The organism is Crassaminicella thermophila, assembly GCF_008152325.1.
Lineage (GTDB): Bacteria > Bacillota > Clostridia > Peptostreptococcales > Thermotaleaceae > Crassaminicella_A > Crassaminicella_A thermophila.
In genome coordinates, this window is sequence record NZ_CP042243.1 from 1,964,431 (window position 1) to 1,991,424 (window position 26,994).

Consider the following 26,994-nt stretch of genomic DNA (forward strand, 5'->3'; position numbering starts at 1 on the left):
TCCCCCTTAAGCCATCTTTTTAACTTCTTTATGTTCATACAGCTTGTCCATATCAAATTTATCTGTAATACAAACAATATTTCGATTTAGCTTGTCTCTCAGCACAACCATAACCCTAGCTTTATCCGCTGCAATTTCTATAACTTCTCCATGTTTCATATACAGGTCACTGTGTACATCATCTATAAATACTACAGTTCCTATATCCACATTGCTCCCCCCTTTACTCCTTGTAGATAATCCCGTACACATGATACTTCTCTGCAAATGTATCTCTACCGATCGTGTGTGCCTCAGTGTGATGTATCCTGCACAATGCTATTTTTCTATGTTTTGAATCATCATATTTCTTCCTATCTATCCCTCTTCCTATTGCATCCCAATGGTGTATTTCAGCTTCTTTTCCACATATCGCGCATTTTTGTATTTTTAAGCACTGCCACAAATATTTCCCTATATCATCCGTTCGATTTAGTCCATGATCCAGTAATGGTATATTCCACCGAAAACAAAATTCTATAATATAATTGATGAACAACCTCGCTGTTGTAACACTGCAATTTGAAAGAGAAAAATAATCACTTCCCGTTTCTGATATATAGCTATATTTCATAAGTTCTTTCATTTCTTCTGGCATGTATCCTGTATATGTAGCCATATCTCGTATAGTTGCATATACCTTTTTTCTTTGCTCTGCTGTAATTGTTCTTCCGTCATCAAGACGTATTTCTGATTTTACTTTTCCATCTCTTGCAAATCTTTTTGAGATATTCCCCAGGTGTTTTTTTCAGGAATTATGACAGATAATCTAGTTCCTTTTTCTAGTTCTCTGTATCCAACTATTTCAGCATACTCATTCATTTTTCCTAACCCTTACCTCTGTTCTAGGATTTTTCTTGTCATAATTCCCTTTCAAGATTAATTCGATATTTCCAAAAACTATCATCTTGCAACACTCCTGCTCGAACTAAGCTATCTAGTATGAATTTCCCGCTATAATTATCTGGATCTCTTCGTCTTTTTGTCTTTTGAAGAAATAGGTAATTTCTACCACGGCCTTTTTTTAATGGATTCTGAGCCCATTTTTTTGTTCTCGGACTAGCCAACCTATTACCGACTGCCATTTTTTTTCTTTTTCTGCTTGATACTGAAAAAGCCTGAGTGTATGTTGAACCCCTACCCATGTACTTATTATTGCTAGGTGGAATATCTGGTATTATTATTCTTAGTTCATCTTCGATTTTTCCATTAGGTGTTAATATCGTTTGTATATGTCCCTCTGGTCCCATCAATCTTCCTCCACCTTCTTTTTTAGAAATCCAACTTCTTGCAATTTTCTTCCAACAGTCCAACAACTGCACCCAATCTCTCTGCCGATCTGTGTAAATGTAGCTCCTTCTGAGAATCTTTTTATCATATAACTGATAATTTCACTATTCCATTCGATTTTCTTATCTCCGCACCTCACACAATCACCTCTTATTAGCTTTTTCAGTTTTTAATTCCTCGTCTAAAATGTATATTTGCGCTACTAATCTGCTCATTAATACTCTGTCTTTTTCATCTTTGCTCTGTTTGTCTCTAAGTTCGCAATATCTTTGAAAAAGCATTTCTCTTTTTGTAGCAATATCGAATAATAATCCCACAACTATACCCCCTTCACAGTTTCTATAAACTTCTGTATCGCAATTTCTTGTTTAATGGCTTGTCTATTCTTTTCGTATATCTCTTTTGCTTCTGCAAGTAGCTTCTTCCAGGCCACGCCCTGTTGCCCCTGTTGCGCAAGTTGTACTACTCCGTCTGCTAACTCCATAGCATAATTCATGTCGCTGCCCCCCTTTTTTTTCTACACTCATTAAGATGTTTTGTTCATTTCAAATTTCTCAGTAAGAAGTTTCGTTACGCTATCAACCTGCTGCAACTGTTTTAGATCATTTTGTACTCTTCCTGGCAACATTACTTTGTCAGATTCACGTTTCATATATTGCTCATACATTTTGAGAAAATGTGCCCTATCTGCCATAAGATTTTCGCTAACACATAACTCTCTAAACCCCATAGCTTGTACAGCTTGATATAACGGCCTGTCATTTTTTATCTCTTGTAACGCTTCATCTGCCCTGTACCATCCATATTTCTTTATGAGTTCCATAACTTTCCCCCATGCCTCAGCTCCATTTAGATTGTAATTTGTAGCCAATTTTTCCATGCATTTTCTGATTCCTGCAGGAGTTGGTTTGAATTCATTCGTTGCTATATATGTTTCAATAGCCATTTCAAACAGTTTTGGATCATCTTCTTTGAAAATCTTGTACCATAACATGGTGATTCTTTCGTCTTTAAGGATTCTAAAATTGTCATATACACTTTCTAGGGCCATAATCCCCTCAACAAATTTCTTCTTATCCATCTTCCTCCTCCATTTCTAAGAATCTTTGGATCGAATCCATGCTATCCATAATTTTCTCTGTATTTGTTTCAAACTGTTTTCCTCTGCCATAACCCTTCTTTGTCCGCTCGTTATTCATTTGCAGAAATAATGTGTCAAATTTTTCCCTTAGCTTTTTAGTGCTTAATATATTTGTCATCCAAAACGAATCCTTCTGGCACCATTGGATTACTTTTTTAATTTCATCCTCTGTTCTACCATCTAATCTAATTAGACGATCTATGTGTACTGACCATTTATCCATATCTTTTAATCCAGGTACTTTAGCTTTAGGATTATTTTTTAGAATATAATTCTTAAGATAATTTTGCTAATCTATATTGAATTGATTGTTCGTCGAACTTAAGTGAGACGCTTATATTTATATCTTCTTTATCATTCTTTTCATTCTTATCATTCTTTTCATTCTTGTTTGTGTGTTTTCGCGTCGTTTCAGTGTCGTTTGCTTGTCGTTTTACTGTCGTTTCAGTGTCGTTTTTATCATCTTCTTTATCTTGGTAATCGCTGTAATTTACTACTGTTAATACTGTTTTTTTACTGTCGCTTTTATGAGTTATCATTCCGTCTTGCTCTAGCATTTTTAAAAAATTTTTCACTTTCGTATTAGACCAGCCCCATCTATCGCATAATTGCCTAATTGATGTAATCCTGCTGCCTCTTTCTACAATTATTAATTCATTTCCTAAAGCAACTTTTTTAGGTTCGTGATTTACCATCATCAAAATATCTATCCACGCTTGTCCTTTTGAGAAAGGCTTATCTTCCCATAACCAATTATTTTTTATGCATCTGTGAAGTTTAATCCAACCTTTTTGCAACTTCACCACCAACCTATTGAATTAAATGTATAATCTTTACTGTAATTGCTAATACTAATGCTAGAATAAATATGCATTTGTTGATTTTCTGACGTTTTTTAATCCTGCGGGGAACATGTCCCCGCTCAATCCATGTTATTTGCTTCATAGTTTGTTGCCCTCCTTAAGTTAAAGTTAATATTAATGTTTTACCTTAACTTTTAAAATGTACCTAAACTAACTTCTATTTCTAATCCTTTGTCTGCTACATATGTTGGTTTTCCAGTAAGCCGTTCTATTTCTTCTTTGAATATTGCTTCGTTGCTATTTCCATCGCTCAGATGTATAAGCATTATATTTTGCACTGTTTTCATGTCCGTAACTTTAAGAAATTCTTTCACATTTCCTAAAGAAAAATGTGATTTCAAAAGTCTATTCTTTAAGCTTCTTGGTATTAATCCCTGATCTAAATTCTCTTTTAGAATTTCATCAGAGTAATTGCATTCAATCAAAATATGGTTCAGGTCCTGAAACTTATACTGGCAGTAGTAGCTATCTGTAATAAACAATAAGCTTCCAATTTCTCTGTGATATATTAAAAACCCAAGCGGTTCAGCTGCATCATGCTGTGTTTTGAATGGAAGCACTATAAAACTTCCTATTTTAGTTGCCTTCTCACTTTCTAATAGTTTTACTCTGTATCCAGTAACTTCACATGCCATTGCTGTTCCTTTACTCGTATAAACATCTATTCCGTTCTTTATTAAGTCCTGTATTGCTTTTGAGTGGTCTTTATGCTCGTGGCTAACCAAACACCCTACCACCTTGTTTAAATTAAAATTTAAGCCTTTCAGAATAGCCTTATAAGGTAATCCGCATTCTATAATCAAAGTTTCTTTTGGAGAGTAAAGGAGATAACAATTCCCCTTACTCCCACTCCCTAATACTTTCAGTTTCATTAGAATCCTGGTCCTTCCATTATTGTTTGTTGCTGCTCTACATCTGCTTTAGGAATTTCCTCATACGCAACATCTTTTACAGTTTCATTAGTGAATCCTATAGGCTTTGAGTTCGCCTTTTCTTTAATCTCTTCTTTAACCTCATATTCCACATCGTTCACCATATCTTTGTCTTTTTCTTCAAAATCAGCTTTATCCGAATTATTAAAAGCTCCAATCAGAATATCTGAATCATCACTTGTGTTTGCAAACATCTTACAAGCTCTATTAATTACTGTTTTTTTAGCCATTTCTTCTGTAAAATTTGTATGCGCTCCGCTCTTGCCTTTTGCATACCCCTGATTCCATGAGTTTCTTATCTGAGCCATGCTCATAATTTCTGTATGAATTGGACCATTTTCACCTACGATTACTGCAAATGCACCTTTAATCTTTTTGATATCAATATTCTCGAATTTAGGATTGAATTTAGTAATTTTTAGAACAGCGGTATCAACATTATATTCAGTTTCAAATTCGTCTCCTTCATAGATGCAATAAGCCTTTACATCCTTTACTCCTTTTAGTCTTTTTGTTACTGCTACAGTTCCCATGTAGCTTCTCATAAGCTGTAATTTACCACCATAAGCTACAAAGTAACATTGCTTCTTAGCTGGACTTAAACCTTGTATAACCATATCTAACAAAGCATTTGCTATACTTGCTTTACTGCAAGTTTGAAGTACTGGTTTTTTATCCTTGTCTACAGTTTCTGAAAGTATTAAATATGCACTTTTTAAAGCGTTTTCTGCGCTATATCCTTTTGGAATAACTAATTCTCCTTTTTTGTTTAGGTCCTGAACTCTCGCTAGTACTTCTTCTGTAATATTTTTTTCTTGTGTTGTTGTCACTACATTATTTGACATAATCTATTCCTCCTCTTCTCCTTCTACATATTCAAACCTAACTTTTTTCCTTTGATTTTCTTTTAAAAAATTCTCAAGAAAACTAGCTATTTCACTACAAGATATAAGATCACGACCTATAATTGCATCTTCTGGGCATTCATATAGTGGATGTACACCAAAGATTGATTTACCATTTACGATTAATTCATCATGAGTACAACAATCCGAGTCTTCCCAACTTCTCACCTTTACAACAACTACTTCATCCATTTATATCACCTCGCAATTAACAACTAATAGATCGTTATTTTCAATTCTCAATTCCTTATCTTTGCTAACAATTAAATTCACGATTTGACTGTTGCAATCAATCAACTGATTTACACTCTCTCGATTATCTATGAATATTGGTGCTTGTACATCATAATACTCTGAAAGCGCATTTATAATATCTAAACCTGCATTAATCTGTGCAGCAGTATTTGCATTACTGAAAGGTACTCCGTCTATTAAAGCTTCGCATGTTTCTACCAATCCACCGTTTACCTGTGTATCAAACAGCTTAAAGCTCACATATTTGAATTTTGCATTTATGCTGCTTTCCAATAATTCAACCTTTGTTTTTACAAACTCTTCACATAAGTACTCTTGTCCATCCAGTTCAGCTATTTGCTGAGCTAATTGCTTTTCTCTTTCTTGTAGTTCTTTCATTCTGGCTTTCATTTTCTCGTTCTGTTCTTTATATGCTAATTGTCCGTTTATTTCTTCTAGTTCTTTTTCTAAACTTGCCTTTTTCATCTTAAGTTCGTGTATTTCATGATTCATTTCCACTGGAGTAGAAAATTTTTGTTCTAACTCTTTGATCTGCTTCAACACTTCTTGATATTCTTGATTATTTTCTAAATCTATAGATGGTGTGAAATTATCAATTTTAGCCTTTCTTTCAATCAAAATCTCATTTACTTCTTCTAATCTTGCTACTGCTAAATCTTTTTCAACTTTCAACTTTTCTTTTTCAGTTTTATGTTCATCTAATTTTGATTTTTTAAATTTCCCAAGATTATTTATTGCAGCTAGTTTTTTTCAGCTTTTATTTTTGATTGAAGTTTTTCTATCATTTCAGCTTTTTTAGCTTCAATGTCATGTTCTTCAAGCGGTCTTTTACATGTAGGACATATAAAACTATCTTCAGGAATATGGAGCTCTTCTTGATTTACAAGATTCCATTTCTCCCTCAACTCTGCAAGTTCTTTTTTTCAATGGAGTTTACTAAATTCTCTTTTAGTTTCTATTGCATTATTTATTTTGTAGAGTTCCATATCTAATTTCGTTTTTTCTTTTTCCGCTTCTCTTAATTCAGAATTCAACTGTTTAAGCGGTTCCTCCGCTTCACTCTTAACTTTATATTCAATATCTTTTAGCTTAGATTTAAGTTTATACAGCTTGTCCTTCTCTTTAAGAAATTCTTCATTTACTTTCGATCTATCCAATAGCATTTCATCGATATTTTTTATTCCAGCTGCAACTCCTCTTTTTCTAAATTCTAGGGCTTCAAAATCTAATTCCTGGATTGAGTTGTTTAATTCATCTATTCTATATGGTATTGACTTAATTTCATCATTCAGCCTTTTCTTTTTAGCTGATATAGATTTCTTAAGAGTGTCTATGTCTTTATCTCCTAGTAATTGTTCCAATGGTCTCAAATCAGCTTTGTAATTAACAATCCTTTCACTTGTAATATCTCCGATAATTTCTAGTAGTACATTTCTTCTATCCTGCCATTTCATCTTCGTACTAAAGTACAGTGGACTTGTTATAAGCTTGAAAATATTTTCATTTATAATTTCGTTTATCTTTTTTTGGTACTCTGATTTCTTAACTGGAACATCATCTATGCTGTATAAAGTTTCGTGCCCTGTGAATTGGCTTTCTGCTTGTCCTCTTTTTCTGGTCCATTTTTCTTTATAGATTTTAGATAATGTAATATCCGTACCATCTACATTCAATACTCCTGTTACCTCATGTTCTAATCCGTGGATCACATTTCCGCTTTTATCTAATGTCTTAATATCAAAAGCTGTTCTATCTTTTGAATCTTTATCGAAAAGCAACCATGTAAAAGCATCTGCTATTGTTGTTTTTCCAGTCGCATTTTCACCATAAATATTAGTTATTCTCCCAAAGTCTATACTCATATCTTTTATGCCTTTGAAATTCTTAAGTCTTAAACTTTTGATATTTATTAACATTTTTCTTCCTCCTCTATTTTCCAACATGGATTTTGTTTGTAATATTCAGCCATTTCAGCATAAGCTTCTATTACTGTTCCTGTTACAACGTTTCGAAACTTAATTTTCTTAGGCATGCTTGCTCCTCCTAAACTTACCCGACCTCTTATAATACTTCCTGGTCCTCTTTATTGCTCTCTCAAATTTCTCGTAGGCTTCTTCTAACTCTTTTTTCACTTCTTCTCCAATGTACCCATGTGCGGGACCATCATAGAAACATTTTCTCCCTAACGTTAGTATCAATCTCCCATATGACCAGTGTTCTAAAAATCCACATCTATCACATCTTTCGATAGTTCCTACAGTTCCAAAATCATATTCACTCCAACTATCTGTATATAACTCATTTCCACACACTTTACATTTCACGCTGTCACCTCTCTCATATGTTCAACTACTAGCTTGTCTACTTTCTTAGACTGTTCTTGCACTAATGGATGTTGTAGATCTTTATGTTTAGCAATCAAACGATCTAATTTCTTCTTTTCGATTTTTAAGCTATTCATCTCTAGCTCCCCTTTATATTTGTATTAAATCTGTATAATCTGTTATAATACTACTGATGTTTATTTTTTTAGTGCACTATTTGGTTGTTGCAGCAACCTTAGTGCTTTTTTCTTTTTCCTCTAGTTCATTTCTTAACAGATAGACCAGTACTAGCGGTGCTATAGTGATGAAACTTATAAAAAATATTCCCCAGTAATTCATATATTCATCACCTCTCACTTTCCAAGTAATTTCTGTCTCTCTACCCTTAACTCTTCGATCCTCTTTTTAATTTCAGCTTTTCTTCTAGAAATCAGTATGGCTTCTTCTGCTGTATCTCCGCCATTAGCAGGGAAATTAGCAAACTCTTCTGCGAGCTTGGTATGCTCTCGTATAATTTCAATCAGTCTATTTTCTGCTATTTCGCTAAGCATTTATTTCACCCCCTCTCTAGGCTTGTTCTGATTCTAATTCCTTCACTATTTCAACATTTTTGAATACCCAGTTTAAAGCTACTCTTTTTAAATCATTATGATTTACAATTGCTTCATCTAGCTCTACTTCTTCTAAAAATTCAAATTCTCCATTGTTTTCGATTTCTACTGTTAGATAAAAAGTATCTTCATCAAATATAAATCTAAAAGTATCTATAGTAATGTAAAGCATTGTCCCTGTAAAAATCTCAAAGTTCATGTCTTTTGTTTTTATCATTTTTAATCATCCTTTCTAAGCAACACCGTATTTAATTGCCATTTCTTTTATAATCGCTATATAAATTTCTTTAAGCCTTGTATCGTTTTCTATTACATCTAAGTTGTTTAATTTATCAACTTTGCTTTTAGTCATTCCATTCATTAAAGCTCTGCTCTGTAAGTTTTTAAGTCTAATACTCAGCTTGCATTTTGCTCTTTCCTCTAATGCTCTATAGGATTCATCTTTAGGATTTTTAAAATCTCCTAATTTCCTCCCTATAGCATTTAATGCTCTATTTGCTTCTTTTCTCCATTCTGATCTTGGATTTATTACTATTACATCTCTTATTCCTTGCACTTCTTCTTTTGTTGTTACAGCTATTTCTTTTGCTACTGCTATTTCCATTCTCATAGCTTTCATTTCTTGTAATGATTGGATCAAGACATCTTCTATGCAGACTGGTTTACTCTGCTGTAAAAATGCCTGTGCTAAAACATCTTTGGCTTTTAATTGGTACTCTACTAACTTAGTTTTGATTTCTTCTTTTACCAAAGCTGGATTAATTGTTGCTAACCATAAAGGAAGGAAGTCTAGTTCAATCGCTAAAGTATTTTGTATCCCTCCATTTGAAGGTAGTGGCAGGGTAGACACTCCCTTTTTTAGAGTTAGATGTTCTTGTAATTTTTCTCTTTGCCTTCTGACATCTAACCCTAATCCTTCGCAAATCCACTTAACACCTGTAAATATTTTTCCTGTACTATTGCTTTTAACAGCAACTAAAACATCACCATTAAAATTTACTTCCTTAACAACCAAATCATTTTTCATCTTTCGTTCCCCCTTTGTTCTTCTTTTTTTAATTCCTCAATAAACTGCTTGTATATTATCGCTTTCTCTTTATCGGTCAAATCATTTTCTTTAGCATATTGATCAACTCTATTTCGAATAATATAGAAAATTTGCTCTGTTAATATCTCAGATGCATCTTTTATAGATCCATGTATGATAACCTTCAATGCACCCCCTCCTCTTATTAAATTTTTATGAATTTTCTAGTTTGTACTATTCATCACAATTAAATAAAACTGATACATGAACGTCTAAAGCTTTTGCTAATCTACAAAGTATAGTCATAGAAACATTTTTCTTTTTACCTGCTTCCAGTTCACTCAAATAACTTTGGCTTACTCCTGATCTTCTTGCTAGTTCTGTAATCCTTATCCCTACTTCTTCTCGAACTTCTTTAATACATAGTTTCATCTATTTCAACTCCTGTTTTGTCTATTGCCCCCTTTGTTTCCAAGAATTACAGCTATTTTTGAATTATTAATGTGGAATACTATATCTAAGCTGATTGGTCTTTTAACAGTTCGGTTAATGGTATTTTTAAGGCTTTAGCAATTTTCTCTAATTTAGGTATTGGTGGTACTATTACTCCATTTTCATAACGACTGATCACTGTTTGTTCTATTGAAGTTATTTCAGATAATTTTACTTGTGTGATGCCTTGTTTATTTCTAAAGTGCTTAATTCGTTCTCCTATATTTCTCAAAACATGAACCTCCTTTCAATTATTATTATATTCGTTTTACGTATATTGTCAATATAAATTATGCGTATTTAGTATATTTTTTATTCAATATTTGTTTATTTTTCATTATTGGGTTATTATGGATATAAATAAATATGCTTTTAACGCATAGATAATAAGGTGATTAAATTGTTTGATATCGGTTCTCGCATTCGTAATATAAGGAAACAAAATAAGATGAATATGACTGAGTTAGCTAAAAAAATTAATCTAACTCAACCTCAATTGAGCCGTATCGAAAACAATGTAAATATGGTTCAATTTGATACTTTGGAAAAAATTTGCAAAGTATTTAACATATCTTTATCTGAATTTTTCAAAGATCATGATTCTAACAACATTTCTATTGATGATGTTATTAAAGAACTTCAAGGCCTTACACCTTCCCAGCTTGAAGCTATTAAAATAACTATTAAAGCTATGAAGGAAGGTAAATAGCGTGTATTTAATTGTTCATTATTTTCTTTTAAGGACTTTAGTAATTTATAATGTTAAAAGTATTGGTTTTCTAGGTGTAGTCCCAATGTTTTTTGATGATGTATGCAAAAAAACTTGGTTTTTACCTATTTCAAAAGAACATAAACAAATTCAACTTATTGTATTAAACGTTTAGGTCTCATAAATCTTGCTCAACAAAAATATGGTGATAATAACGAAGAAGAAACTTTTATCATTCACTTAACTAATAAAGGTTGGGAATATTACCATAAAAAACGCTCTAGTATCTCGTTACTTATTTTTCAATGTTTTTGGAATATTACTATCCTTTTAATTGGTTACTATTTAGGCAAACACTAAAAGAATATTTCTAGTATCCGCCCAAAGATTATTCCAAAAATTATTCCAAATATAAACACTACTACTCTATTATGTAAGTACATGGAGTTTTCTGCTTCTATACATCTAATAGCCATGAATCTCATATCTATTTGTCTCATTTGTTGCTCCAGTTTTTTAATCCTCTGCTCTAAATCCATCTTCTTCCCTCCTTTACCAAAATTTACAGCTATTTTTGTGTTGTTAAGTGTGAGAAAATAAGTTAAGCAGTATTCTTATCACCAATAAGTGATAGTTCTATTTTATACCCTAGACCATCTGCTAATTTTTGTAGTGTATCTATGCTAGGAGTAGTTTTAAAGTTTTCTATGTTTGAAATATGTTTTTGACTTATACCTGTTTTATTTGATAACTCAACCATTGTAATCCTATTTTTAATACGTATACTTTTTAAATTATTAATTATCTCATTAATCATATTATCACCCCCTAGTTATTTTATCGGTTTAATATTATCACCTATTAGTTATAATGTCAACTATATTTTTATCACTTTTAGGTGATATTATTCAAAATTTATTGAAATCTATATACTAAAAGTGATATTATTTTCTTATAACCCTAAGGTTATGGAGGTATAAAAAATGCTGAATATTGGTTTAAAAATTCGTGAATTACGCAAATCTCTTGGTATGACATCTAGTCAATTAGCTTCTAAAATAGGTGTAGCTCAAAGTTTCATATCTGGTATTGAAAATGGTTCTAAAAAATGTTCTTTAGAGAATCTATATAAAATTTGTAGTGTTCTTAATATTTCTTTATCAGAATTCTTTTCAGATAGCTCTGATGCTCTCAGTGATGATTTAAGAGAACTTTTAGATAGTGCTAAAGGTTTATCCCCTGAACAAATCAAAGCCTTTACAGAAGTCTTTAAAACGATTCAGAAAGGATGATTAAAATGTCAAATGAAGAAAAAATATTAAACTTACTTGAACAAATGCAAAAAGATATCAGCACTCTTAAAGAAGGTCAAACACATACCAATCAACGCCTTGATAACATTGAATCTGAAATCAAAAATCTCAGAACTGATGTAACAAGTCTTAAGCAAGGACAACAAGAAATCAAAGATCATCTTATTGAATTAGACACTAAAAATGCCAATAGACATCTAGAAATTATTGATAAACTTTCTGACGATATTGCTTTTATCAAACATAAAGAATTTAAAAACGAAGAAGATATTTTTAAATTAAAGAAAAATCTTCAAATTATTAAATAAACTGGACATTGTTCGGTTTATTTTTTTGCCTTTATTCTATAAGTTAATTAGCTATTTCAAATATTGATAACTGATTAACTTGCCTGTCAGATTTAATGATCCTTATAGATTCATCAATGATATTCAAAGAATTTACTAATGTTTCTACTGGTATATCTTCCCATTTCTCTCCACCTAATTTAATTAGCACTCTCTGTTTTACAAGTTCATATTCTTCATCTGCCTTATCAATTCCAAGTCTTTTCTTGATATACTTGCAGATATTTTGCTTTTCTTTACTTAAAGGTCTAAAATATTGGGAACACTTTTCCTCTATCTGATTGATTTTATCTGTTACTATTTCATCAACTAAACTTGTCATTTCAACTTTCATTGCATTAAATATCTTCTGTTGCAGTTTTACTTCTGTTACATACATTCCATTTTTACGAATTGATGGCAGAACTTCATCGAATACCCATTTTTCAAATCTTTCTGCACTAGGTAACTCTGACTTAATAATTAGTCTATAAATATCGCCTTCTGGAATTACATTAGTTTCTTGAATTCCACCTTTTGAAGGTATTCCCGCTTTGGTAATACCTTTACAATGTTGAATTACAGCTTTACTAGGATTTTTATATCCTAATGCTCTAGCTACATCTACTCCAACTGCATAAGGCTTCTTATTGATTTCAACCATTCTAACTTGTCCAAATTCACTGCTTTGAAAAATTTGCAAATCGTTCATCTTTTGTCCTCCTTTAAAATTTGATAATTTGTATAAACTAATTATGCAGTGTCTAATAGGTCGGTCAATTCAATCTCTAAGGCTGTTGCTAGTTTTCTTAGAGTGTTTAATGAAGGGTTGCTTGCTTTACCATTTTCTAAATCAGCAATATAACCTATAGCTACACTGCTTTTAACTGATAACTTTTGAAGTGTTAACCCTTTTTGTATTCTTATTGCTTTCAGCTTTTTCAAACTATCACCTCCAAAGCTGTTGTCTATATTATATTCGTTTTTAGCGAATTTTATAAATGTTGTATACTCGTTTATAACGAATATATTGTTGTTTATCTTTCTTTCCCTCTTATTTACTTGATTTTTCTTAAAATTTCATTTAATATTAATTTATAATATTTCGTTTTAAACGAAAAAAGAGGTGTTATTATGAATAATTTTATTGGTAATCGTATAAGGTTCTTAAGAAAACAAATGAATTTAACTATGAAGCAGTTAGCTGATAAGTTAAATAGTTCTGCTGGTTTCATTAGCGATATAGAAAATAATAAAAGTATGCCATCTATACCAAAATTAATAGAAATTTGTAATGTTTTAAATATCACTCTTTCGGATTTTTTTAACGAAAGCACAGAACCAATAACACTAACTCCAGAACTTAAAGAATTGGTACGTCATGCTAAAAACCTAACTCCAGAACAGCTAGAACAATTAACCAAGTTCATCAGAACATTAAAATAAACAACTCCCTTCGATCTACGATTTGTAACTTATTCATCTTTTGTCCTCCTTTACCAAGATTTACAGCTATTTTTGTGTTGTTACGTGTGAGAAAATATAGTTAGGCGATACCATCTTTTTGTAAATCTTGATTGCCACAATTGGTAAAAAAAATATCATTTACAGATTTATTAAAAATGCTTGATATTTTTAATGCTATATCTAAACTTGGTATACTTTTACTATTCTCAATAGAATTAATCGTATTTCTACTTACTCCAACTTTTTTTGCTAACTCCATTTGAGATAAATTATGCTTTGCGCGAAGAATTTTAAGATTGTTGGAATACACGTTTTACACCTCCTTTAATTTTATTGTAAATCTTGTTTGTCGTCTTGTCAAGTATGATTTGCATTTTTTTAATAAATTATTCGTTGTTTTTGGAAATTATGTATTACAATATACACAAGGGGTGAAAATATGGATTTGAAAAAACTCGGTCATCTTTTACAAACAAAAAGAAAAGAATTAAACTTATCTATTCGAAAAGCTTCAGAATTGATTGGCATTAGTCATACCTATTTATCCAATTTAGAAAAAGCTAACGATCCACGAAGTGGTGCTCCAGTAAAGCCCACATTAGAAACTCTTAAATTGATTAGCAACGCATATAAAATTGATTTAAATGTACTAATGGATATTTCTGGATATGCCTCATTCTTACAAACTAATCGCTTAGCTGAAAATACGTTTAAAGAAACAGCAACTCAACATAAACCTACTAAAAAAGAAAAAATTGCTGAAGAACTAATACAAGTACTAGTTGATGCTGGTGAACTTAAGCCTGGTGAAGAGCTTTCTGAAGAAAAAAGAGAAAGACTTTTCAAAATGATAAAAAAAGCAATTGAATTATCTAAATTATAAAAAGCAACCAAGTTTATGAGCGATTTTGGTTGCTTTTTACTTCTTTATCTAATATTTCCTTAATTTTTAGAACATCAATATTTTCGTTTATTTCTTTTGCAATTTTCTCTATTAATTTTTTCATGTTTTAGTCCCCCTTTGCGTGGTCCCACTGGTAAACAATAGAACGTTTGTTCGATTTTTATTCTACCACTTTTATACATTTTTTTCAATTCAACAAAATTATTTTTAAAAAAACTAATCAAATCTTTCTACACAAGATTATAGCATGTTTTTAAATCGCTACAGCGATATCGTTCGTCTTTTTCTTGTATTTTTCGACATTGTTTTTAATATAAATTCTTACGTTTTATAGAATTTTAATTTTATCGACGAATTTTGATAATCTTTTCATAAAATAAGTAGTATAATGTCTTTGCAAATTTTTAATTTTGGAGGTGTTTTATGTTTAAAAAAACAAAAACTAATGAAAATGATGTTGATTCATTAAAATCTAATTCAAAAAAGAAACCATTTTATAAGCGTTGGTGGTTTATTATTATTGTTATTTTAATATTCGTTAGTAGTATAAGCTCAAATGATAAAAATCCTAATGAGCAAACATCAAAAGAAAACAATACTGAAAGTCAAATAGAAAAAGTTACTATTCAAGAAAAAGAAGATCCTACAGAATTTAAAGCAGATTTAACCTTAGAAGTAGACAAGCAAAATATTATTGCCACAATAAACACCAACGCTCCAGATGGAACATTATTCGAAACTTCTATCATCAATGCTGATATGAATAATTTTAAATCTGCAAGTGAGTTCATTGCAGCTAAGGATGGAAAAGCAACTTATACTTTTACTGTTGCAGATTGGCCAACTGGATACATAGGCGGAATATCATCAATGAGATTTGATTTAGAAGATCATCCACAACCTGCAAATGTTATTGATCTTTATGGTTCCAAAGGAGAAAAAGCTAAAGGAGATCAAATTGTAGATGCACATGATGGTTTTAAATATGGACAAATACAAACTGTTACTGTTGCATATCCAAGCAAACAAGCTGTAAAAGAAAAGTTAGATAAATTATTTATAGACACATTAAATTCCATGATTGAAAAAAGTAATGGCGTAATTATAAGTATACAACCATATCTTAAAGATAAGGATTGGTCAACTGTGGCAGTAACAGTGAGTGATTCTTGGTATTCTTCTCCTGAACATGAAAAAGAAAGATTTGCAGAGCAAATAGCTACAACAATAGAACAATTAATACATAATTGTGAACAAGTCGAAAAAGACAAATCTGTTCAGGTATATTATTTTGATTCTTATCAAAAAGAATTGGCTTCGCCTAAAATATTAGGAGGGTATGAAATTAAAAGATAAAAGCTGTTTCTTAACAGCTTTTATTAATTTCCATGTGACTAAAAGCCTTTCTAATGATAAAATATAAATATGGATATGGTTTATTGAAAGGATGAATACTATGGAAAAAATATTACAGCAAATACTAAATGAACTCAAGACGATTAAGACTGATATTAACGACCTTAAAGAAGGACAAATGCAAACTAATGAACGTCTTACTAAACTTGAAAAGGGCCAATTTCGCATTGAGAAAAAACTTGATACTGTTCATGACCAAACTGCAAATCTTACTGAATTTCGCACAGAAACAAATATGAAACTTGATAGTATCGATAATAAAATCAATGCTGTAGAAGCAGTTACTAAAGAAAACCTTTATGATATTGCTAAACTAAAACTCGCTAAATAAACCACTAGATAAAAGTGGTTTTTATTTTTATCTAAAATGATATTATAATAATATAAAGACTAACCAAAAAGGTGATAACATGAAAGCAGCAATATATAGTAGAAAAAGTAAATTTACTGGAAAAGGTGAATCTATACAAAACCAAATAGAACTTTGTAAAGAATATGCAAATAACTACTTCAATATTTCTGAATTTATTATTTATGAAGATGAAGGCTTCTCAGGTGGAAATACAGATAGGCCCGAATATCAAAGAATGATTGCAGATGCTAAGAAAAAGAAATTTGATGTACTTATCTGTTATAGACTTGATAGAATCAGTAGAAATGTGCTTGATTTTTCTAAAACTATAGAGATGTTGCAAGCGAATAATATTTCTTTTGTGTCTATTAGAGAACAATTTGACACTTCTACTCCTATGGGCAGAGCTATGATGTATATATCTTCTGTTTTTGCTCAACTCGAAAGGGAAACAATAGCAGAGCGTATCAAAGACAATATGCAGCGTCTTGCTTTAACTGGTAGATGGTTAGGTGGAAAAAAACCTTTTGGTTTCAAAAGTAAACAAATAGAAGTAATAAACTACGAGGGCGAAAAAAGAAAATTATACGAACTTATTCCCATACCAGAAGAAATTGAAATAGTAAAATTAATCTACAAAAAATATATTGAATTATGCAGTTTTACAAAAGTAGAATCTTATCTTATACAAAACAATATAAAAAGGAATGGAAAATTTTTTAACCAATCTACAGTCAGCTATATTCTAAGAAATCCTGTATATTGTGTAGCGGATCAACTATCTTACGAATATTTTAGTCGTCAAGGTTCTGCAACTCCAGATAAAAATGAATTTGATGGGAAAAGTGGATTAATTGCATATTCAAAAAGATGTGAAACGACCTGGACCATAAGAAATAAAAAAGATTGGATCATAGGTGTAGGTAGGCATAAAGGCATAATATCATCTAAAGACTGGATACAAGTACAAAATATTGCAGAAGAAAATCAAACCAAAGCAATAAAAAATGGTACAAGTAGAATAAGTCTTATAACTCCTCTCTTAAAATGCAAATGCGGGGAAACAATGAAAGCAAGTAGTATACAAAAAAATAATGATGGAAGTATAAAATATTATTACTACGTTTGCAGAAGAAAAGAACGTACAAATGGAAGTCTATGTAATATAAAAAACTGTAACGGTCATAAGGCTGACAAAGAGGTAGTTGAATCTCTTAAAAAATTTGCTTTCAACACAGAAAATCTGCAAAAACTTTTTTTCGGCGAAATAAATTCATTAAATAGCAGAAAAGAAAATTCAGAAGATAAAAAGAAAAGCTTGTTGAATGAAATTGAAAAGAAAAAAACAATGATAAGTAAATTAGTTGATTCTATAACTGGTTCTGATAATTCAGCAGCAACAAAATATATTTTAGAAAAGATTAATAAAATTGATAATGAAATAAAAGAACTGCAGAAAGAATTACAGACATTAGATAATAAAATTGAAACTGACATGTTGAAAAAATTAAATTATGAAATCACACTTGAACTATTCAAGAAAGTAGCTGACTTAGATAAATTGAATTTTGAAGAAAAGCAACAACTTATTCATAAGCTTGTTGATAAAATCGTTTGGGATGGAGAAAATTTACATCTCTATATTAAAAATATTAATTCTACGAATTGCATTTCATAGCTAAGGGTATGAAATGGGTTGAAAATAGTACACCTGAAGCAATAGCTCAGTCTATTTCTCCACAATTTCCTGATGCTGACTTAGAAATACTTACAAAAGTTGTAAAAAGATATAAAGATCAGGATACCTGGAAACCTGATTTAGTTCTAACAAAGGAAGGACTTAACCATATGATGGATATTGTAGAGCTTGCTGGTGAATTAGATAAGCGAGCACCTTATGAAAAAATAGTTACTACAAAATTTGCAGAAGAAGCAATGAAAAATATTCAATAGGAATTGTAAATTAAGTGAAAATAAACTCTCCTTTCTAGCAAGAATTAACAATATAATTCAAACTAGGAAGGAGATTTTTATTCATTTGAAATAAGCTATTTTCATGAATAATATAGTACTATCTTTTATTAATTTTCATGTGACTATAAACCTTTCTAATGATACAATATAGATATAAATAAGGTTTATTGAAAGGATGAATACTATGGAAAATAAATTATTACAACAAATTTTAGAAAAATTAAACTCAATTGATGCTCGTATTGCCAATTTAGAACAAGGGCAAGCTAAACTAGAACAAGGCCAAGCTAAATTAGAACAAGGCCAAGCTAAATTGGAACAAAACCAGCAAAAAATCAAGGAACATCTTATACAACTTGATACTAAAAATGCTAACAATCATATTGAAATTAAAACTAAAATTGACAAATTATCACAAGATTTAACAGTTATTGAAGCTGTTTCAGGAAAGAATCTATCAGATATTGCATATTTAAAATCTATTAAATAACGTAATAATTAAGAAAAAACTGTATTTTCATTTAATTAAAATACAGTTTTTTCTTTTATATAATTATCGATCTGCACTTTCCATTTCTTGCCAATTAGCAGGATATGTTACATACATAAATCTTGCATAATCAGGAACACAAAACTGAATTGGTGTACCTTTTGGAATCATAATAATATCTCCCTTATTTCCTACAACTCTTCTGTCCTCTATAACAATTTCTAATGTTCCATCTATTACATAATCAATCTCATCATAGTTAAGCACCCAATCAAACTTAGACTTCTTCATTTCCATAATGCCACAACCTAATCTTGGACTTTCATCTAATGTAAGTATGTCTTTTAGATAAACTTGATCTTCTTTTTTTCCAGTATCGAACTTTTCACATTTTACAGTCTCTGTCTTTATTGAAAGTACTCCACTTTTGTCTATATTTTTTACAAAACCTACTTTTTTAGCAGAAATTTGTTCAGCTACAATTCTTTTTACTATTTCCTCTATAACTTTTTCATTTACATGTTTAATCATAATTTCACCTACTTTCTAAAATTTTATTTATCAGATACTTTTGCTAATGATTTATTTACAATAACTACAGCTAACACTACAGCTGTAATCCCTGCTACTAATTTACCAACTACCATAGGGAATATCATTTCTTTATTAACACCAGCAGTAAATCCAAGATGATCTCCAAATACAAAAGAAGCACTTACTGCAAAAGCTACATTAATAATCTTTCCTCTATCATCCATATCTTTCATTAATCCAAACATAGGAATATTATTTGCCAAAGTTGCCACCATTCCTGCTGCAGCAACATCTCCCATTCCTAATAATTTACCTAGTTTTAATAAAGGCTTATTAAACACTTTAGTTATAACAAATACCATTGGAAATGCACCTGCTAACATCAATGCAATAGAACCAACAATCTCTATACCATCCCAAACAGGAGCCATTCCTGGAATCACAACAAATCCTGTTAATGTTTCAATAATAATAGCTGCTAAGCCAATTGTTATTACTGCTACAACAATTTTCCCAAATACTGTAAACCCCTTTATCATTTTTTCTGGTATTTTCCATAGGCCTAATGCTAAAAGTACAGAAACAATGATTATAGGTACTAAGTTTCTTAATATCATTGACATTTCAAATCCAGCTACAATTCCACCCACTAAACAGCCAATCGGAATAGTTATTAACCCTGCTAAAATACCTGTAGCTAAAAACTTATGATCTTCTTTTTCAATTATTCCAAGTGCCACAGGAATTGAAAAAACAATAGTCGGGCCCATCATTCCCCCTAAAATTAATCCTGCAAAAAGTCCTGCCTCTTTACTTTGTGCTAATTCCATAGCTAAAGGATATCCTCCCATATCATTTGCCAACAAAGTAGTAGCAAACATAGCTGGATCTGCACCTAAAGCTGTATATACCGGTACTATTATAGGTTTTAATATATTTGCTAATACTGGCGCTAAAGAAACTACTCCAACCATTGCCATTGCAAGAGCTCCCATTGCCATAATACCTTCCTCAAATTTCTCACCTAATCCAAATTTATTATCTAAAACTTTATCAATTGCCCCTAATGCCATAAAGCCTACCATGATATATACGATAATTTCATTAATACTCATATTCATCCCCCTTTATAAACTTAACCTTTTATTTTTTCCAAAACCTTCTGAGTAATCATGCCAACATCATTGTCATCTGCTATATTAAATTCATTTTTTAATATAGCAGCAATTATTTTTACTTCATCTTCTATAATACAATTATTAATTTCTATTTTAGATTTTGTTAAATCTTCTTTTTTCCCATAAACAATAGTCATTCCCTTATCCCGTAAAATATCTTTTACACATGGCGAAAGAATCATTTTTTTATCAACATAAAACTTATTGTCACCTTTACTTATAAACTGATCAAAATTGTTTTTTGTAACGAGTATTTTTGCCATTTGATCACCTCCTTTATTAAAGCAACTTATCAAATAATTCCTTTCTTGGAGATGGAATCACTACTTTATTGACTAACATTCCATTATTTTTACCAATCATTGCCCCAGTTTCTACTGCCTCTTCTACAGCACTTACATCTCCTGTTAACGTTATAAACGACTTTCCACCTATCCCAAATCCAACTCTTACTTCCATTAGATCAATAGATGCAGCTTTTGCAGCAGCATCTGCAGCTATAATAGCTGTAGCAACACTAAAAAATTCTAGTATACCTAAAGAATTTCGTTCATTGATTTCTGTAGCTCCATGAATAGATTTGATTAATTGTGGATGAACACTTGGAAGTACTAATTTATCTACAACAAATGCTCCTCCTATATCTTCACCTACCTCAATAGAAGCTTTTACAGCACCTACTTCTCCTGAAATAAGAACAATATATTTCCCTGGACATATAGGATTGGCCCGTAACAATTCAACTTCTGCTGCTTTTATCATATAATCAGCAACTTCTATTCCTTTAGCAATACTATTCAGTTCTAATAGCCCTATTGTTCTTATCATGAAATCACCTCATTATTTTCACTTCGAATAACAATATTTTCTGATACTTCACAAACCCTTCCATCTATACTAGCATGAATATTTGCACCAAAATCCCCCATTTTTACTTGACCAATCAATTGTCCTTTACGTACTATATCACCTACACCTATATTAGGAGTAGCTGGTTTTCCAATGTGCTGAGATAGTGGAATACAAACTTTTTCCACTTCTACTTCAATCGGACCTTTTATTTCTTTTTCTTTATATTTTGTTAAGTCCAATCTTGATATCATTCTTGTTGTAGGAACTTTTCTATATTCTCTTATTTTCTTAGCAATTGTTTCTTTTTGCTTATTTTCATATCGAATACCCATCTCTCTTAATCTTTTTTTAAGATAAGCATTTACCATTCTTGGAGATAATCCCATAGGACAAGCATATAATTCACAAACCCCACACTCAGAACAAATTAACGATTCCTCTAAAATTTTTTCATTGCATTCTCCCATTCCTACACTTCTCATAATTCTATGTGGTCTAAGTTTATGCCCAATTAAATTTCTTGGACACATATCTGTACACATAGAACACTGAATACATGAAGTTTTAGCTTGATTAATAATATGAGAAATAGAAGCATTTTTTCTCTTTGCAATATAATGATCTGATGGAATAACAATCAGTGCACCAATAGTTTTTGTAATAACCCTTTCCTTAATTTGATCATTATCTACCAATACCCCCATAATAGGTCCACCTAAAATCACTTTGAAATTCTCTACTGTTGTTCCTCCACAAGCTCTGATACATTCTAATATACTAATTCCAATAGGTACCTTTAAAATACTAGGATGATTTATCTCTCCAACTACAGTAATATATTTTTCTATTACTGGTTTGTCTTGCATAGCATCATAAATATTTACAATTGTTCCTACATTAGATACAACAACACCAACATCTAAAGGTATACCTCCAGAGGGGATAGATCTTTTCGTAATTTCATACACCATTATTTGCTCATCACCAGCAGGATAAAAATTTTCTAGAAAATAAAGCTCAACTTTTGAATTCAATTCTTCTATAGCATAAATAAGTTGCTTAATTTCTTCCTTATATTTCGCCTTAAGACCTATAATAAGTTTTTTTGCTTCTATTATTTTTCCAACTTCCTCTATGGTTTTTATAATTTCCATATTCTTTGTTCTCATAAGATATTTATCTGTTTCTAAAAGCGGTTCACATTCTGCTGCATTTATAATTAAATATTCAACTTTACAATTTAATTTTATATATGTAGGAAATCCTGCTCCTCCTGCTCCAACAACTCCCGCATCAAATATTTTCTGAATAAGTTCCATATTCTCCCTTCCTTTAAAACACATATTTATAATCCCTCATTTATTTCAACTTCATCAATAATTCCTATAACACTAGCATCTATAGGTGCATTTCCTTTATCTATTGTCTTTCTAGCAGAGCTACCACGTACAACCAAAACCATATCCCCAATTCCTGCACCCACACTGTCTGTAGCTATAAATGTACTCAAAACTTGATTTGTATGATAATCTATCGGCTTTATGACAAGTAATTTAAGTCCATTAAGTCCCTCATCTTTTCTTGTAGCCCATACATTCCCTACAACCTTTCCAAGAATCATATAAATCTTCCTTCCCTTATACTCTACTTCTTATAATATTAATTCCATTTAACTTTATATAATCTAGTGCAAGTGGTGATATAATAGCTTTTTCATTTATACAAATTTCTTTATATCCTTGTTCAAACAATCTTATAATATCTGATTCTATTACAACTTTTTTTGTAATTCTATTCTCATTTAAAATCTGTTTTGGCATAGAATTTTTATCTTTTCCTTCATTATTTTCTAAAATAGTGAAAAGATTTTCTTCTTTAATAATGTTAATCCCAAAGTTTATTAATTGCTTTTCATAAGTTTCTAACATATTGTAAAAAGAATTATTTATACATTTTTTAAATTTTCTATAATAAATCCCTTCCTTTATAACAACAATTTCTTTTCCATAAAGCAATCCATCTGTTATAATTGTAGATATTTGACTATTATCTATTGCTAAAGCAATACTTGCTAAGTCTTTATTTGATAATTTAGGAACAATAATATAATCAAATGATTCTATTTCATTTTTTATGTTAATTTCATTTAAAAACCTTGTATTTTCCCATTTCGAAGCAATCTTTTTATATAATTTTTCATTTTCATCGAATAAAGTATCTAAAATCAATATTTTTTTTGACTTTAGTTGTTTTTTCTCATCATTGAATAAATCTAATTTTTTTAAAACTTCTTCTGTCACTAACTTAACCAAATTGTCAATTTCCATAGATTCACTCCCTTATACTTTGCAGTTCATAGCTATTCCTAGAGGTATAATTAAAAATAAACAATTTGACCCAAAACATCGTTACTATAACCTAATGCATTTGCTTCATCCAAGTCTATATGCATGCTCAGATTAAATCTATTATTAACCCTTACTAAAACATCTTCAAAAATCACTGGTCTTTGTCCTTTTACCCGAACACTAACAATTTGTTTGTCTTCTACATTAAATCTTTTTGCATCTTCTGTATTCATATGGATATGTCTTTTCGCTATAATTACAGATTCTTTAGCTTGTATTACTGATTTTTCTGTTGCAATATATATAGATTCACTTTCTTTTAGTTGTCCTGACTCTCTAACAGGAGGATCAATTCCTAGTATTTTTGCGTCTGTCTTAGATATTTCTACTTGAGTTTTATCTCTTGGTGGCCCTAATATAGCTACACCTTTTATAATTCCCTTAGGTCCTATGAGTGTCACTCTTTCATTGTATTGAAATTGATCAGGCTGAGACAAATCTTTTTTCTTAGTCATTCCATATTGTTTTCCAAACAGTATTTCTATGTGCTCTTGGCATAAATGTACATGCCTTGCTGATACTTCTACTGGAATGTTTTTTTCTTCATTCTGAAAAGTTTCCAACACCTTTTTTACTATTTCCTTTATTAATACTTCTTCCACCATACCACCTCTCTATTTATATAAACCTGCTTTAAATTTGCACATCATAATATAGATAGCACTACTTAACCTATTTAAAGCTTTTATTATATCAAGTCTTTGTATTTCTTCTTTTCTAAAAGCCTTGATTGCTGAAATTTCAACTTCTCTTACACTACTTCTAAGTGAATTCAATTTAATGATAATTCCACCCATTTTATAGTTAGGCAATATATGATCTATACCAAAATATTTCTTAGGATTATGAGACATATCTCTTAACTGTTGTTCATCTAATTCTAACACTCTCATTTCATTTAGCTCTTCATTCAATACTTCCGCTCTTAGAATTTTTCTTGTAAAGTTTAATATTTCATCAAGCTCCTTGATGAGTTTATCTATCTTTTTAGAGTGTACGTAAACTTGAAGTTCCAATATTTGAGATTGAAAACTGTCTAATTTCCCTCTAAATATAATCCTATTGTTATCTTTATAAACAAGCTTATTTCCATAAATTTGTGTCATATATTCTGGTTTTTTTTCAAAAGTACCACCAGAATAATAAGATACATATATAGGCGTAATTTTATCGTTTGAACTATTTGATGGTTTATTATCATTTTCTATTTTTTCTTCTTTTCTTTCTTTATTTTTTACAATAAGTTCTACATTCTTATCTTTTAGATATTGTCTTGCTGAAGGAGTTATTAAAGCTTCGGCATCCACATAATACCTAGATGGTATTATGTTTTTAAATTCTGCGCGAAGAGTCGCCTCAGTCAATACTTTCATTAACTCACTCCCTTTAGTTGATTCAATTTACCCGGACTAAATTTTAGTCCGGGTTTTTTTATTATTCTTGTACTTTAGGAAGGATTATTTCGACTTCACTATGTGGTCTTGGGATTACATGAACAGAAATTAACTCACCAACTCGTTCAGCTGCTGCAGCACCTGCATCAGTTGCTGCTTTAACTGCGCCAACATCTCCTCTTACCATTACCGTTACTAAACCTCCACCAACTTGTACTTTCCCTATTAAAGTAACATTCGCTGCTTTTACCATTGCATCTGCTGCTTCAACAGAACCTACCAATCCTTTTGTTTCAATCATACCTAATGCATTCATACTTGCCATTTATAATTCCTCCTTAAATTATTTTTATATAATATTTTTTAATTGCTCAATTACTAACTTTGTAATTGCTTCTAAATCAATATCAGGGATTACATTACCTTCATTTTTATCTATTTCTAAATCATCTACTCCATAAGCCATTCTTCTTATATTAATTAAATTCATAGGGGTAACATTATCAGATGTAGCACTTCCACCAACTGCTCCACATCCAAGTGTCAATGATGGTGCAAGATTTGTAGTTAATCCAGTAGCTCCTTGAGAAGATGGAGTATTTACTAAAAGTCTTGAAACTGGCTTTCTTAAAGCAAATTCTCTTATGATTTTTTCATTATTAGAATGAATCACTAGTGTATGACCTAATCCATCATTTTTTAGCAATTCAAAACAAGTTTCACAAGCTTCTTTCCAATCCGCTACTGTATAAAATCCTAATAATACTGTTAATTTTTCTTTAGAGAATGGATATTCTTTACCTATACCTTTTTCTTCACATACTAGAACCTTTACCCCTTGAGGTATCTGAATATTTGCCATATTAGCTAAATCTTGTGCTGACTTTCCAACAATTCTAGGGTTCATTCCTCCACCTGGTTTTTCCATGATCTTTATAACTTTTTCAAGCTGTTCTCCTTTTAAGAAATATCCTCCTTGCCTTACTAGTTCTTTCTTTACCTCATCTGAAATACACCTATCCGTTACAATTGATTGCTCTGAGGCGCAAATTGTACCATTATCAAATGTTTTGCTTGCTAAAATTCTCTTTATTGCAAGTCTTATATCTGCACTTCTTTCTATATACGCTGGTACATTGCCTGGACCAACACCAAGTGCTGGCGTTCCAGAACTATAAGCTGCTTTTACCATTGCAGAACCACCCGTTGCTAATATTAATGCAACATCATCATGTTTCATCAATTCATTTGTTCCTTGTATAGTAGGCGTACTTAAGCAACTTATTAATCCTTCTGGTGCTCCCATTTCTGTTGCAACTTTATTTAAAATTTCTACTGTTTTTATTATGCATTTTCGTGCATTAGGATGTGGACTAAAAATAATTGCATTTCCTGATTTTAATGCAATCAGTGTTTTATATATTACTGTAGAAGTAGGATTTGTTGATGGAATCAATGCTGCTATTACACCTACAGGTGTGCCTATTTCTACAATTTTCTTTTCTTTATCTTCACGAATAATACCTATAGTTTTCATATCCTTTATGTACTCATACAATTTATCACTAGCTAATTTATTTTTTAAAAGTTTATCTCTCCATTTCCCAAAGCCAGTTTCTTCTACTGCCATTTTCGCTAAATTTTCTGCTGCTTTTGATGCAGCATTTGAAACTTCTTTTACAATTTCATCAATCATTTCTGCCCCAAATTTTGAAAATTCTTGTTGTGCATCTTTCGCTTTTCTGATTAAGTCTCTAACTTCTTGAATTGATATTAAATCTTTATCTTTAATCATCGT

At 30.9% G+C, this 26,994-nt stretch carries 53 protein-coding genes; 11 read left to right on the plus strand and 42 right to left on the minus strand.

Translation table 11 applies throughout. The features are described 5' to 3' along the window. Window positions 1-6 precede the first annotated feature (6 nt). The 26 genes from FQB35_RS09840 to FQB35_RS09930 all read right to left on the minus strand — a co-directional run bounded on the left by FQB35_RS09840 (window position 7) and on the right by FQB35_RS09930 (window position 10,111). Window positions 7-210 carry a hypothetical protein gene (locus FQB35_RS09840; RefSeq protein WP_148808825.1) on the minus strand — a complete coding sequence of 68 codons (204 nt, stop codon included), beginning with the start codon at window positions 208-210 and terminating at the stop codon, window positions 7-9. Window positions 211-223: 13 nt separating this feature from the next. After that, window positions 224-778 (minus strand): putative HNHc nuclease, encoded by a 555-nt coding sequence (locus FQB35_RS09845; RefSeq protein ID WP_333473062.1) that lies wholly within the window; start codon window positions 776-778, stop codon window positions 224-226. Next, window positions 736-861, minus strand: coding sequence for a hypothetical protein (locus FQB35_RS16415; protein ID WP_269902680.1), 126 nt, complete (start codon window positions 859-861; stop codon window positions 736-738). Before FQB35_RS16415 ends, FQB35_RS09845 begins: the two co-directional genes overlap by 43 nt. Before the next feature lie 38 nt (window positions 862-899). Then, window positions 900-1,289: a RusA family crossover junction endodeoxyribonuclease gene (locus FQB35_RS09850; RefSeq protein ID WP_148809756.1), complete on the minus strand. Its 390-nt coding sequence runs from the start codon at window positions 1,287-1,289 to the stop codon at window positions 900-902. Continuing rightward, entirely contained in the window at window positions 1,289-1,468 is a 180-nt protein-coding gene (locus FQB35_RS09855; RefSeq protein ID WP_148809757.1) for a hypothetical protein, read from the minus strand. Before FQB35_RS09855 ends, FQB35_RS09850 begins: the two co-directional genes overlap by 1 nt. 4 nt (window positions 1,469-1,472) lie before the next feature. Beyond that, complete coding sequence (locus FQB35_RS15875; RefSeq protein ID WP_168198308.1) at window positions 1,473-1,646, minus strand: hypothetical protein; 174 nt, start codon at window positions 1,644-1,646, stop codon at window positions 1,473-1,475. A 2-nt stretch (window positions 1,647-1,648) separates the two neighbouring features. Then, entirely contained in the window at window positions 1,649-1,825 is a 177-nt protein-coding gene (locus FQB35_RS15880; protein ID WP_168198309.1) for a hypothetical protein, read from the minus strand. Between the two features lie 30 nt (window positions 1,826-1,855). Continuing rightward, complete coding sequence (locus FQB35_RS09860; protein ID WP_148809758.1) at window positions 1,856-2,410, minus strand: hypothetical protein; 555 nt, start codon at window positions 2,408-2,410, stop codon at window positions 1,856-1,858. After that, window positions 2,403-2,693, minus strand: a complete 291-nt coding sequence (locus tag FQB35_RS16035) for a hypothetical protein (RefSeq protein WP_207707283.1) — start codon at window positions 2,691-2,693, stop codon at window positions 2,403-2,405. Before FQB35_RS16035 ends, FQB35_RS09860 begins: the two co-directional genes overlap by 8 nt. 52 nt (window positions 2,694-2,745) lie before the next feature. Continuing rightward, complete coding sequence (locus FQB35_RS09870) at window positions 2,746-3,276, minus strand: hypothetical protein (RefSeq protein WP_148809759.1); 531 nt, start codon at window positions 3,274-3,276, stop codon at window positions 2,746-2,748. Between the two features lie 4 nt (window positions 3,277-3,280). Then, entirely contained in the window at window positions 3,281-3,415 is a 135-nt protein-coding gene (locus tag FQB35_RS16420) for a hypothetical protein (protein ID WP_269902681.1), read from the minus strand. A 52-nt stretch (window positions 3,416-3,467) separates the two neighbouring features. Then, a complete protein-coding gene (locus FQB35_RS09875; protein ID WP_148809760.1) occupies window positions 3,468-4,205 on the minus strand; it encodes an MBL fold metallo-hydrolase in 738 nt (245 codons plus the stop codon). Further along, window positions 4,205-5,110, minus strand: coding sequence for a recombinase RecT (locus FQB35_RS09880; RefSeq protein WP_148809761.1), 906 nt, complete (start codon window positions 5,108-5,110; stop codon window positions 4,205-4,207). Before FQB35_RS09880 ends, FQB35_RS09875 begins: the two co-directional genes overlap by 1 nt. A 3-nt stretch (window positions 5,111-5,113) precedes the next feature. Next, window positions 5,114-5,362 carry a hypothetical protein gene (locus FQB35_RS09885; RefSeq protein ID WP_148809762.1) on the minus strand — a complete coding sequence of 83 codons (249 nt, stop codon included), beginning with the start codon at window positions 5,360-5,362 and terminating at the stop codon, window positions 5,114-5,116. Further along, the gene (locus FQB35_RS16200) at window positions 5,363-6,097 is read right to left on the minus strand and encodes a hypothetical protein (RefSeq protein WP_231701771.1); all 735 of its coding nucleotides are present in this window, start codon (window positions 6,095-6,097) and stop codon (window positions 5,363-5,365) included. Between the two features lie 68 nt (window positions 6,098-6,165). Continuing rightward, window positions 6,166-6,330, minus strand: coding sequence for a hypothetical protein (locus FQB35_RS16205; protein ID WP_231701772.1), 165 nt, complete (start codon window positions 6,328-6,330; stop codon window positions 6,166-6,168). Window positions 6,331-6,348: 18 nt separating this feature from the next. After that, complete coding sequence (locus tag FQB35_RS16210) at window positions 6,349-7,341, minus strand: ATP-binding protein (protein WP_231701773.1); 993 nt, start codon at window positions 7,339-7,341, stop codon at window positions 6,349-6,351. After that, entirely contained in the window at window positions 7,335-7,457 is a 123-nt protein-coding gene (locus tag FQB35_RS16425; RefSeq protein ID WP_269902682.1) for a hypothetical protein, read from the minus strand. The genes FQB35_RS16210 and FQB35_RS16425 overlap by 7 nt, the downstream gene beginning before the upstream one ends. After that, window positions 7,450-7,749, minus strand: coding sequence for a hypothetical protein (locus tag FQB35_RS09895; RefSeq protein ID WP_148809763.1), 300 nt, complete (start codon window positions 7,747-7,749; stop codon window positions 7,450-7,452). Before FQB35_RS09895 ends, FQB35_RS16425 begins: the two co-directional genes overlap by 8 nt. Next, complete coding sequence (locus FQB35_RS09900) at window positions 7,746-7,886, minus strand: Spo0E family sporulation regulatory protein-aspartic acid phosphatase (protein WP_148809764.1); 141 nt, start codon at window positions 7,884-7,886, stop codon at window positions 7,746-7,748. Before FQB35_RS09900 ends, FQB35_RS09895 begins: the two co-directional genes overlap by 4 nt. Window positions 7,887-8,102: 216 nt before the next feature. Then, complete coding sequence (locus FQB35_RS09905; RefSeq protein ID WP_148809765.1) at window positions 8,103-8,300, minus strand: hypothetical protein; 198 nt, start codon at window positions 8,298-8,300, stop codon at window positions 8,103-8,105. Between the two features lie 16 nt (window positions 8,301-8,316). After that, window positions 8,317-8,577: a ubiquitin gene (locus FQB35_RS09910; protein WP_148809766.1), complete on the minus strand. Its 261-nt coding sequence runs from the start codon at window positions 8,575-8,577 to the stop codon at window positions 8,317-8,319. A gap of 15 nt (window positions 8,578-8,592) precedes the next feature. Beyond that, entirely contained in the window at window positions 8,593-9,387 is a 795-nt protein-coding gene (locus FQB35_RS09915; protein WP_148809767.1) for a phage antirepressor N-terminal domain-containing protein, read from the minus strand. Then, window positions 9,384-9,575, minus strand: a complete 192-nt coding sequence (locus FQB35_RS09920; protein WP_148809768.1) for a hypothetical protein — start codon at window positions 9,573-9,575, stop codon at window positions 9,384-9,386. The genes FQB35_RS09915 and FQB35_RS09920 overlap by 4 nt, the downstream gene beginning before the upstream one ends. Window positions 9,576-9,621: 46 nt before the next feature. Beyond that, window positions 9,622-9,819 carry a helix-turn-helix domain-containing protein gene (locus tag FQB35_RS09925; protein ID WP_148809769.1) on the minus strand — a complete coding sequence of 66 codons (198 nt, stop codon included), beginning with the start codon at window positions 9,817-9,819 and terminating at the stop codon, window positions 9,622-9,624. Between the two features lie 85 nt (window positions 9,820-9,904). After that, on the minus strand, window positions 9,905-10,111 hold the full coding sequence (locus FQB35_RS09930) for a helix-turn-helix domain-containing protein (RefSeq protein ID WP_148809770.1): 207 nt from the start codon (window positions 10,109-10,111) through the stop codon (window positions 9,905-9,907). A 159-nt stretch (window positions 10,112-10,270) separates the two neighbouring features. On the opposite strand from FQB35_RS09930, the gene FQB35_RS09935 reads away from it, so the two are divergent. Both FQB35_RS09935 and FQB35_RS16040 read left to right on the plus strand, forming a co-directional pair. Continuing rightward, window positions 10,271-10,588 (plus strand): helix-turn-helix domain-containing protein, encoded by a 318-nt coding sequence (locus tag FQB35_RS09935; RefSeq protein WP_269902683.1) that lies wholly within the window; start codon window positions 10,271-10,273, stop codon window positions 10,586-10,588. A 1-nt stretch (window position 10,589) separates the two neighbouring features. Then, window positions 10,590-10,763: a hypothetical protein gene (locus FQB35_RS16040; protein ID WP_207707284.1), complete on the plus strand. Its 174-nt coding sequence runs from the start codon at window positions 10,590-10,592 to the stop codon at window positions 10,761-10,763. Window positions 10,764-10,944: 181 nt separating this feature from the next. Here FQB35_RS16040 and FQB35_RS09940 read toward each other — a convergent pair whose 3' ends face one another. Continuing rightward, the gene (locus FQB35_RS09940; RefSeq protein ID WP_148809772.1) at window positions 10,945-11,127 is read right to left on the minus strand and encodes a hypothetical protein; all 183 of its coding nucleotides are present in this window, start codon (window positions 11,125-11,127) and stop codon (window positions 10,945-10,947) included. Between the two features lie 62 nt (window positions 11,128-11,189). Further along, on the minus strand, window positions 11,190-11,405 hold the full coding sequence (locus FQB35_RS09945; protein ID WP_148809773.1) for a helix-turn-helix transcriptional regulator: 216 nt from the start codon (window positions 11,403-11,405) through the stop codon (window positions 11,190-11,192). 166 nt (window positions 11,406-11,571) lie between these two features. Between FQB35_RS09945 and FQB35_RS09950 the strand changes: the two genes are divergently transcribed. Then, window positions 11,572-11,880 (plus strand): helix-turn-helix domain-containing protein, encoded by a 309-nt coding sequence (locus tag FQB35_RS09950; RefSeq protein ID WP_148809774.1) that lies wholly within the window; start codon window positions 11,572-11,574, stop codon window positions 11,878-11,880. Window positions 11,881-11,885: 5 nt separating this feature from the next. Beyond that, entirely contained in the window at window positions 11,886-12,209 is a 324-nt protein-coding gene (locus tag FQB35_RS09955; RefSeq protein ID WP_148809775.1) for a hypothetical protein, read from the plus strand. A 43-nt stretch (window positions 12,210-12,252) separates the two neighbouring features. Here FQB35_RS09955 and FQB35_RS09960 read toward each other — a convergent pair whose 3' ends face one another. Together FQB35_RS09960 and FQB35_RS09965 are read right to left on the minus strand one after the other, a co-directional pair. Beyond that, on the minus strand, window positions 12,253-12,939 hold the full coding sequence (locus FQB35_RS09960) for a BRO-N domain-containing protein (RefSeq protein ID WP_148809776.1): 687 nt from the start codon (window positions 12,937-12,939) through the stop codon (window positions 12,253-12,255). 41 nt (window positions 12,940-12,980) lie between these two features. Beyond that, on the minus strand, window positions 12,981-13,172 hold the full coding sequence (locus FQB35_RS09965) for a helix-turn-helix domain-containing protein (RefSeq protein WP_148809777.1): 192 nt from the start codon (window positions 13,170-13,172) through the stop codon (window positions 12,981-12,983). Between the two features lie 189 nt (window positions 13,173-13,361). Between FQB35_RS09965 and FQB35_RS09970 the strand changes: the two genes are divergently transcribed. Beyond that, on the plus strand, window positions 13,362-13,673 hold the full coding sequence (locus FQB35_RS09970; RefSeq protein ID WP_148809778.1) for a helix-turn-helix domain-containing protein: 312 nt from the start codon (window positions 13,362-13,364) through the stop codon (window positions 13,671-13,673). Window positions 13,674-13,773: 100 nt separating this feature from the next. Here FQB35_RS09970 and FQB35_RS09975 read toward each other — a convergent pair whose 3' ends face one another. Continuing rightward, entirely contained in the window at window positions 13,774-14,004 is a 231-nt protein-coding gene (locus FQB35_RS09975; protein ID WP_148809779.1) for a helix-turn-helix transcriptional regulator, read from the minus strand. A 135-nt stretch (window positions 14,005-14,139) separates the two neighbouring features. On the opposite strand from FQB35_RS09975, the gene FQB35_RS09980 reads away from it, so the two are divergent. The 6 genes from FQB35_RS09980 to FQB35_RS10005 all read left to right on the plus strand — a co-directional run bounded on the left by FQB35_RS09980 (window position 14,140) and on the right by FQB35_RS10005 (window position 18,830). Beyond that, entirely contained in the window at window positions 14,140-14,577 is a 438-nt protein-coding gene (locus FQB35_RS09980) for a helix-turn-helix domain-containing protein (RefSeq protein WP_168198310.1), read from the plus strand. Window positions 14,578-15,021: 444 nt separating this feature from the next. Then, window positions 15,022-15,954: a hypothetical protein gene (locus tag FQB35_RS09985; protein ID WP_148809781.1), complete on the plus strand. Its 933-nt coding sequence runs from the start codon at window positions 15,022-15,024 to the stop codon at window positions 15,952-15,954. Between the two features lie 100 nt (window positions 15,955-16,054). Further along, entirely contained in the window at window positions 16,055-16,345 is a 291-nt protein-coding gene (locus FQB35_RS09990; RefSeq protein ID WP_148809782.1) for a hypothetical protein, read from the plus strand. Between the two features lie 79 nt (window positions 16,346-16,424). Then, the gene (locus FQB35_RS09995; RefSeq protein WP_148809783.1) at window positions 16,425-18,044 is read left to right on the plus strand and encodes a recombinase family protein; all 1,620 of its coding nucleotides are present in this window, start codon (window positions 16,425-16,427) and stop codon (window positions 18,042-18,044) included. Window positions 18,045-18,052: 8 nt separating this feature from the next. Continuing rightward, window positions 18,053-18,319, plus strand: coding sequence for a hypothetical protein (locus FQB35_RS10000; protein ID WP_148809784.1), 267 nt, complete (start codon window positions 18,053-18,055; stop codon window positions 18,317-18,319). Window positions 18,320-18,524: 205 nt separating this feature from the next. Then, window positions 18,525-18,830: a hypothetical protein gene (locus FQB35_RS10005; RefSeq protein ID WP_148809785.1), complete on the plus strand. Its 306-nt coding sequence runs from the start codon at window positions 18,525-18,527 to the stop codon at window positions 18,828-18,830. Window positions 18,831-18,893: 63 nt separating this feature from the next. On the opposite strand, the gene FQB35_RS10010 is transcribed toward FQB35_RS10005, so the two are convergent. From FQB35_RS10010 to FQB35_RS10060, 11 genes are all read right to left on the minus strand, one after another. After that, window positions 18,894-19,358, minus strand: a complete 465-nt coding sequence (locus tag FQB35_RS10010) for a cupin domain-containing protein (protein WP_207707390.1) — start codon at window positions 19,356-19,358, stop codon at window positions 18,894-18,896. A 26-nt stretch (window positions 19,359-19,384) separates the two neighbouring features. Next, window positions 19,385-20,479 carry an ethanolamine utilization protein EutH gene (gene eutH, locus FQB35_RS10015; RefSeq protein ID WP_148809787.1) on the minus strand — a complete coding sequence of 365 codons (1,095 nt, stop codon included), beginning with the start codon at window positions 20,477-20,479 and terminating at the stop codon, window positions 19,385-19,387. Between the two features lie 20 nt (window positions 20,480-20,499). Beyond that, entirely contained in the window at window positions 20,500-20,805 is a 306-nt protein-coding gene (locus FQB35_RS10020) for a hypothetical protein (RefSeq protein WP_148809788.1), read from the minus strand. 16 nt (window positions 20,806-20,821) lie between these two features. Then, window positions 20,822-21,370 carry a BMC domain-containing protein gene (locus FQB35_RS10025; protein WP_148809789.1) on the minus strand — a complete coding sequence of 183 codons (549 nt, stop codon included), beginning with the start codon at window positions 21,368-21,370 and terminating at the stop codon, window positions 20,822-20,824. Then, complete coding sequence (locus FQB35_RS10030; RefSeq protein WP_148809790.1) at window positions 21,367-22,713, minus strand: 4Fe-4S dicluster domain-containing protein; 1,347 nt, start codon at window positions 22,711-22,713, stop codon at window positions 21,367-21,369. Before FQB35_RS10030 ends, FQB35_RS10025 begins: the two co-directional genes overlap by 4 nt. A gap of 26 nt (window positions 22,714-22,739) precedes the next feature. Then, on the minus strand, window positions 22,740-23,015 hold the full coding sequence (locus FQB35_RS10035) for a EutN/CcmL family microcompartment protein (protein WP_148809791.1): 276 nt from the start codon (window positions 23,013-23,015) through the stop codon (window positions 22,740-22,742). Between the two features lie 16 nt (window positions 23,016-23,031). Beyond that, window positions 23,032-23,721: a hypothetical protein gene (locus tag FQB35_RS10040; RefSeq protein WP_148809792.1), complete on the minus strand. Its 690-nt coding sequence runs from the start codon at window positions 23,719-23,721 to the stop codon at window positions 23,032-23,034. Between the two features lie 50 nt (window positions 23,722-23,771). Beyond that, window positions 23,772-24,404, minus strand: a complete 633-nt coding sequence (gene pduL, locus FQB35_RS10045) for a phosphate propanoyltransferase (protein ID WP_408625375.1) — start codon at window positions 24,402-24,404, stop codon at window positions 23,772-23,774. 12 nt (window positions 24,405-24,416) lie between these two features. Beyond that, on the minus strand, window positions 24,417-25,175 hold the full coding sequence (locus FQB35_RS10050; RefSeq protein ID WP_148809794.1) for a cobalamin adenosyltransferase: 759 nt from the start codon (window positions 25,173-25,175) through the stop codon (window positions 24,417-24,419). Between the two features lie 61 nt (window positions 25,176-25,236). Further along, window positions 25,237-25,521, minus strand: coding sequence for a BMC domain-containing protein (locus tag FQB35_RS10055; RefSeq protein ID WP_148809795.1), 285 nt, complete (start codon window positions 25,519-25,521; stop codon window positions 25,237-25,239). 24 nt (window positions 25,522-25,545) lie between these two features. Then, entirely contained in the window at window positions 25,546-26,991 is a 1,446-nt protein-coding gene (locus FQB35_RS10060) for an acetaldehyde dehydrogenase (acetylating) (RefSeq protein WP_148809796.1), read from the minus strand. Window positions 26,992-26,994: the final 3 nt, after the last annotated feature.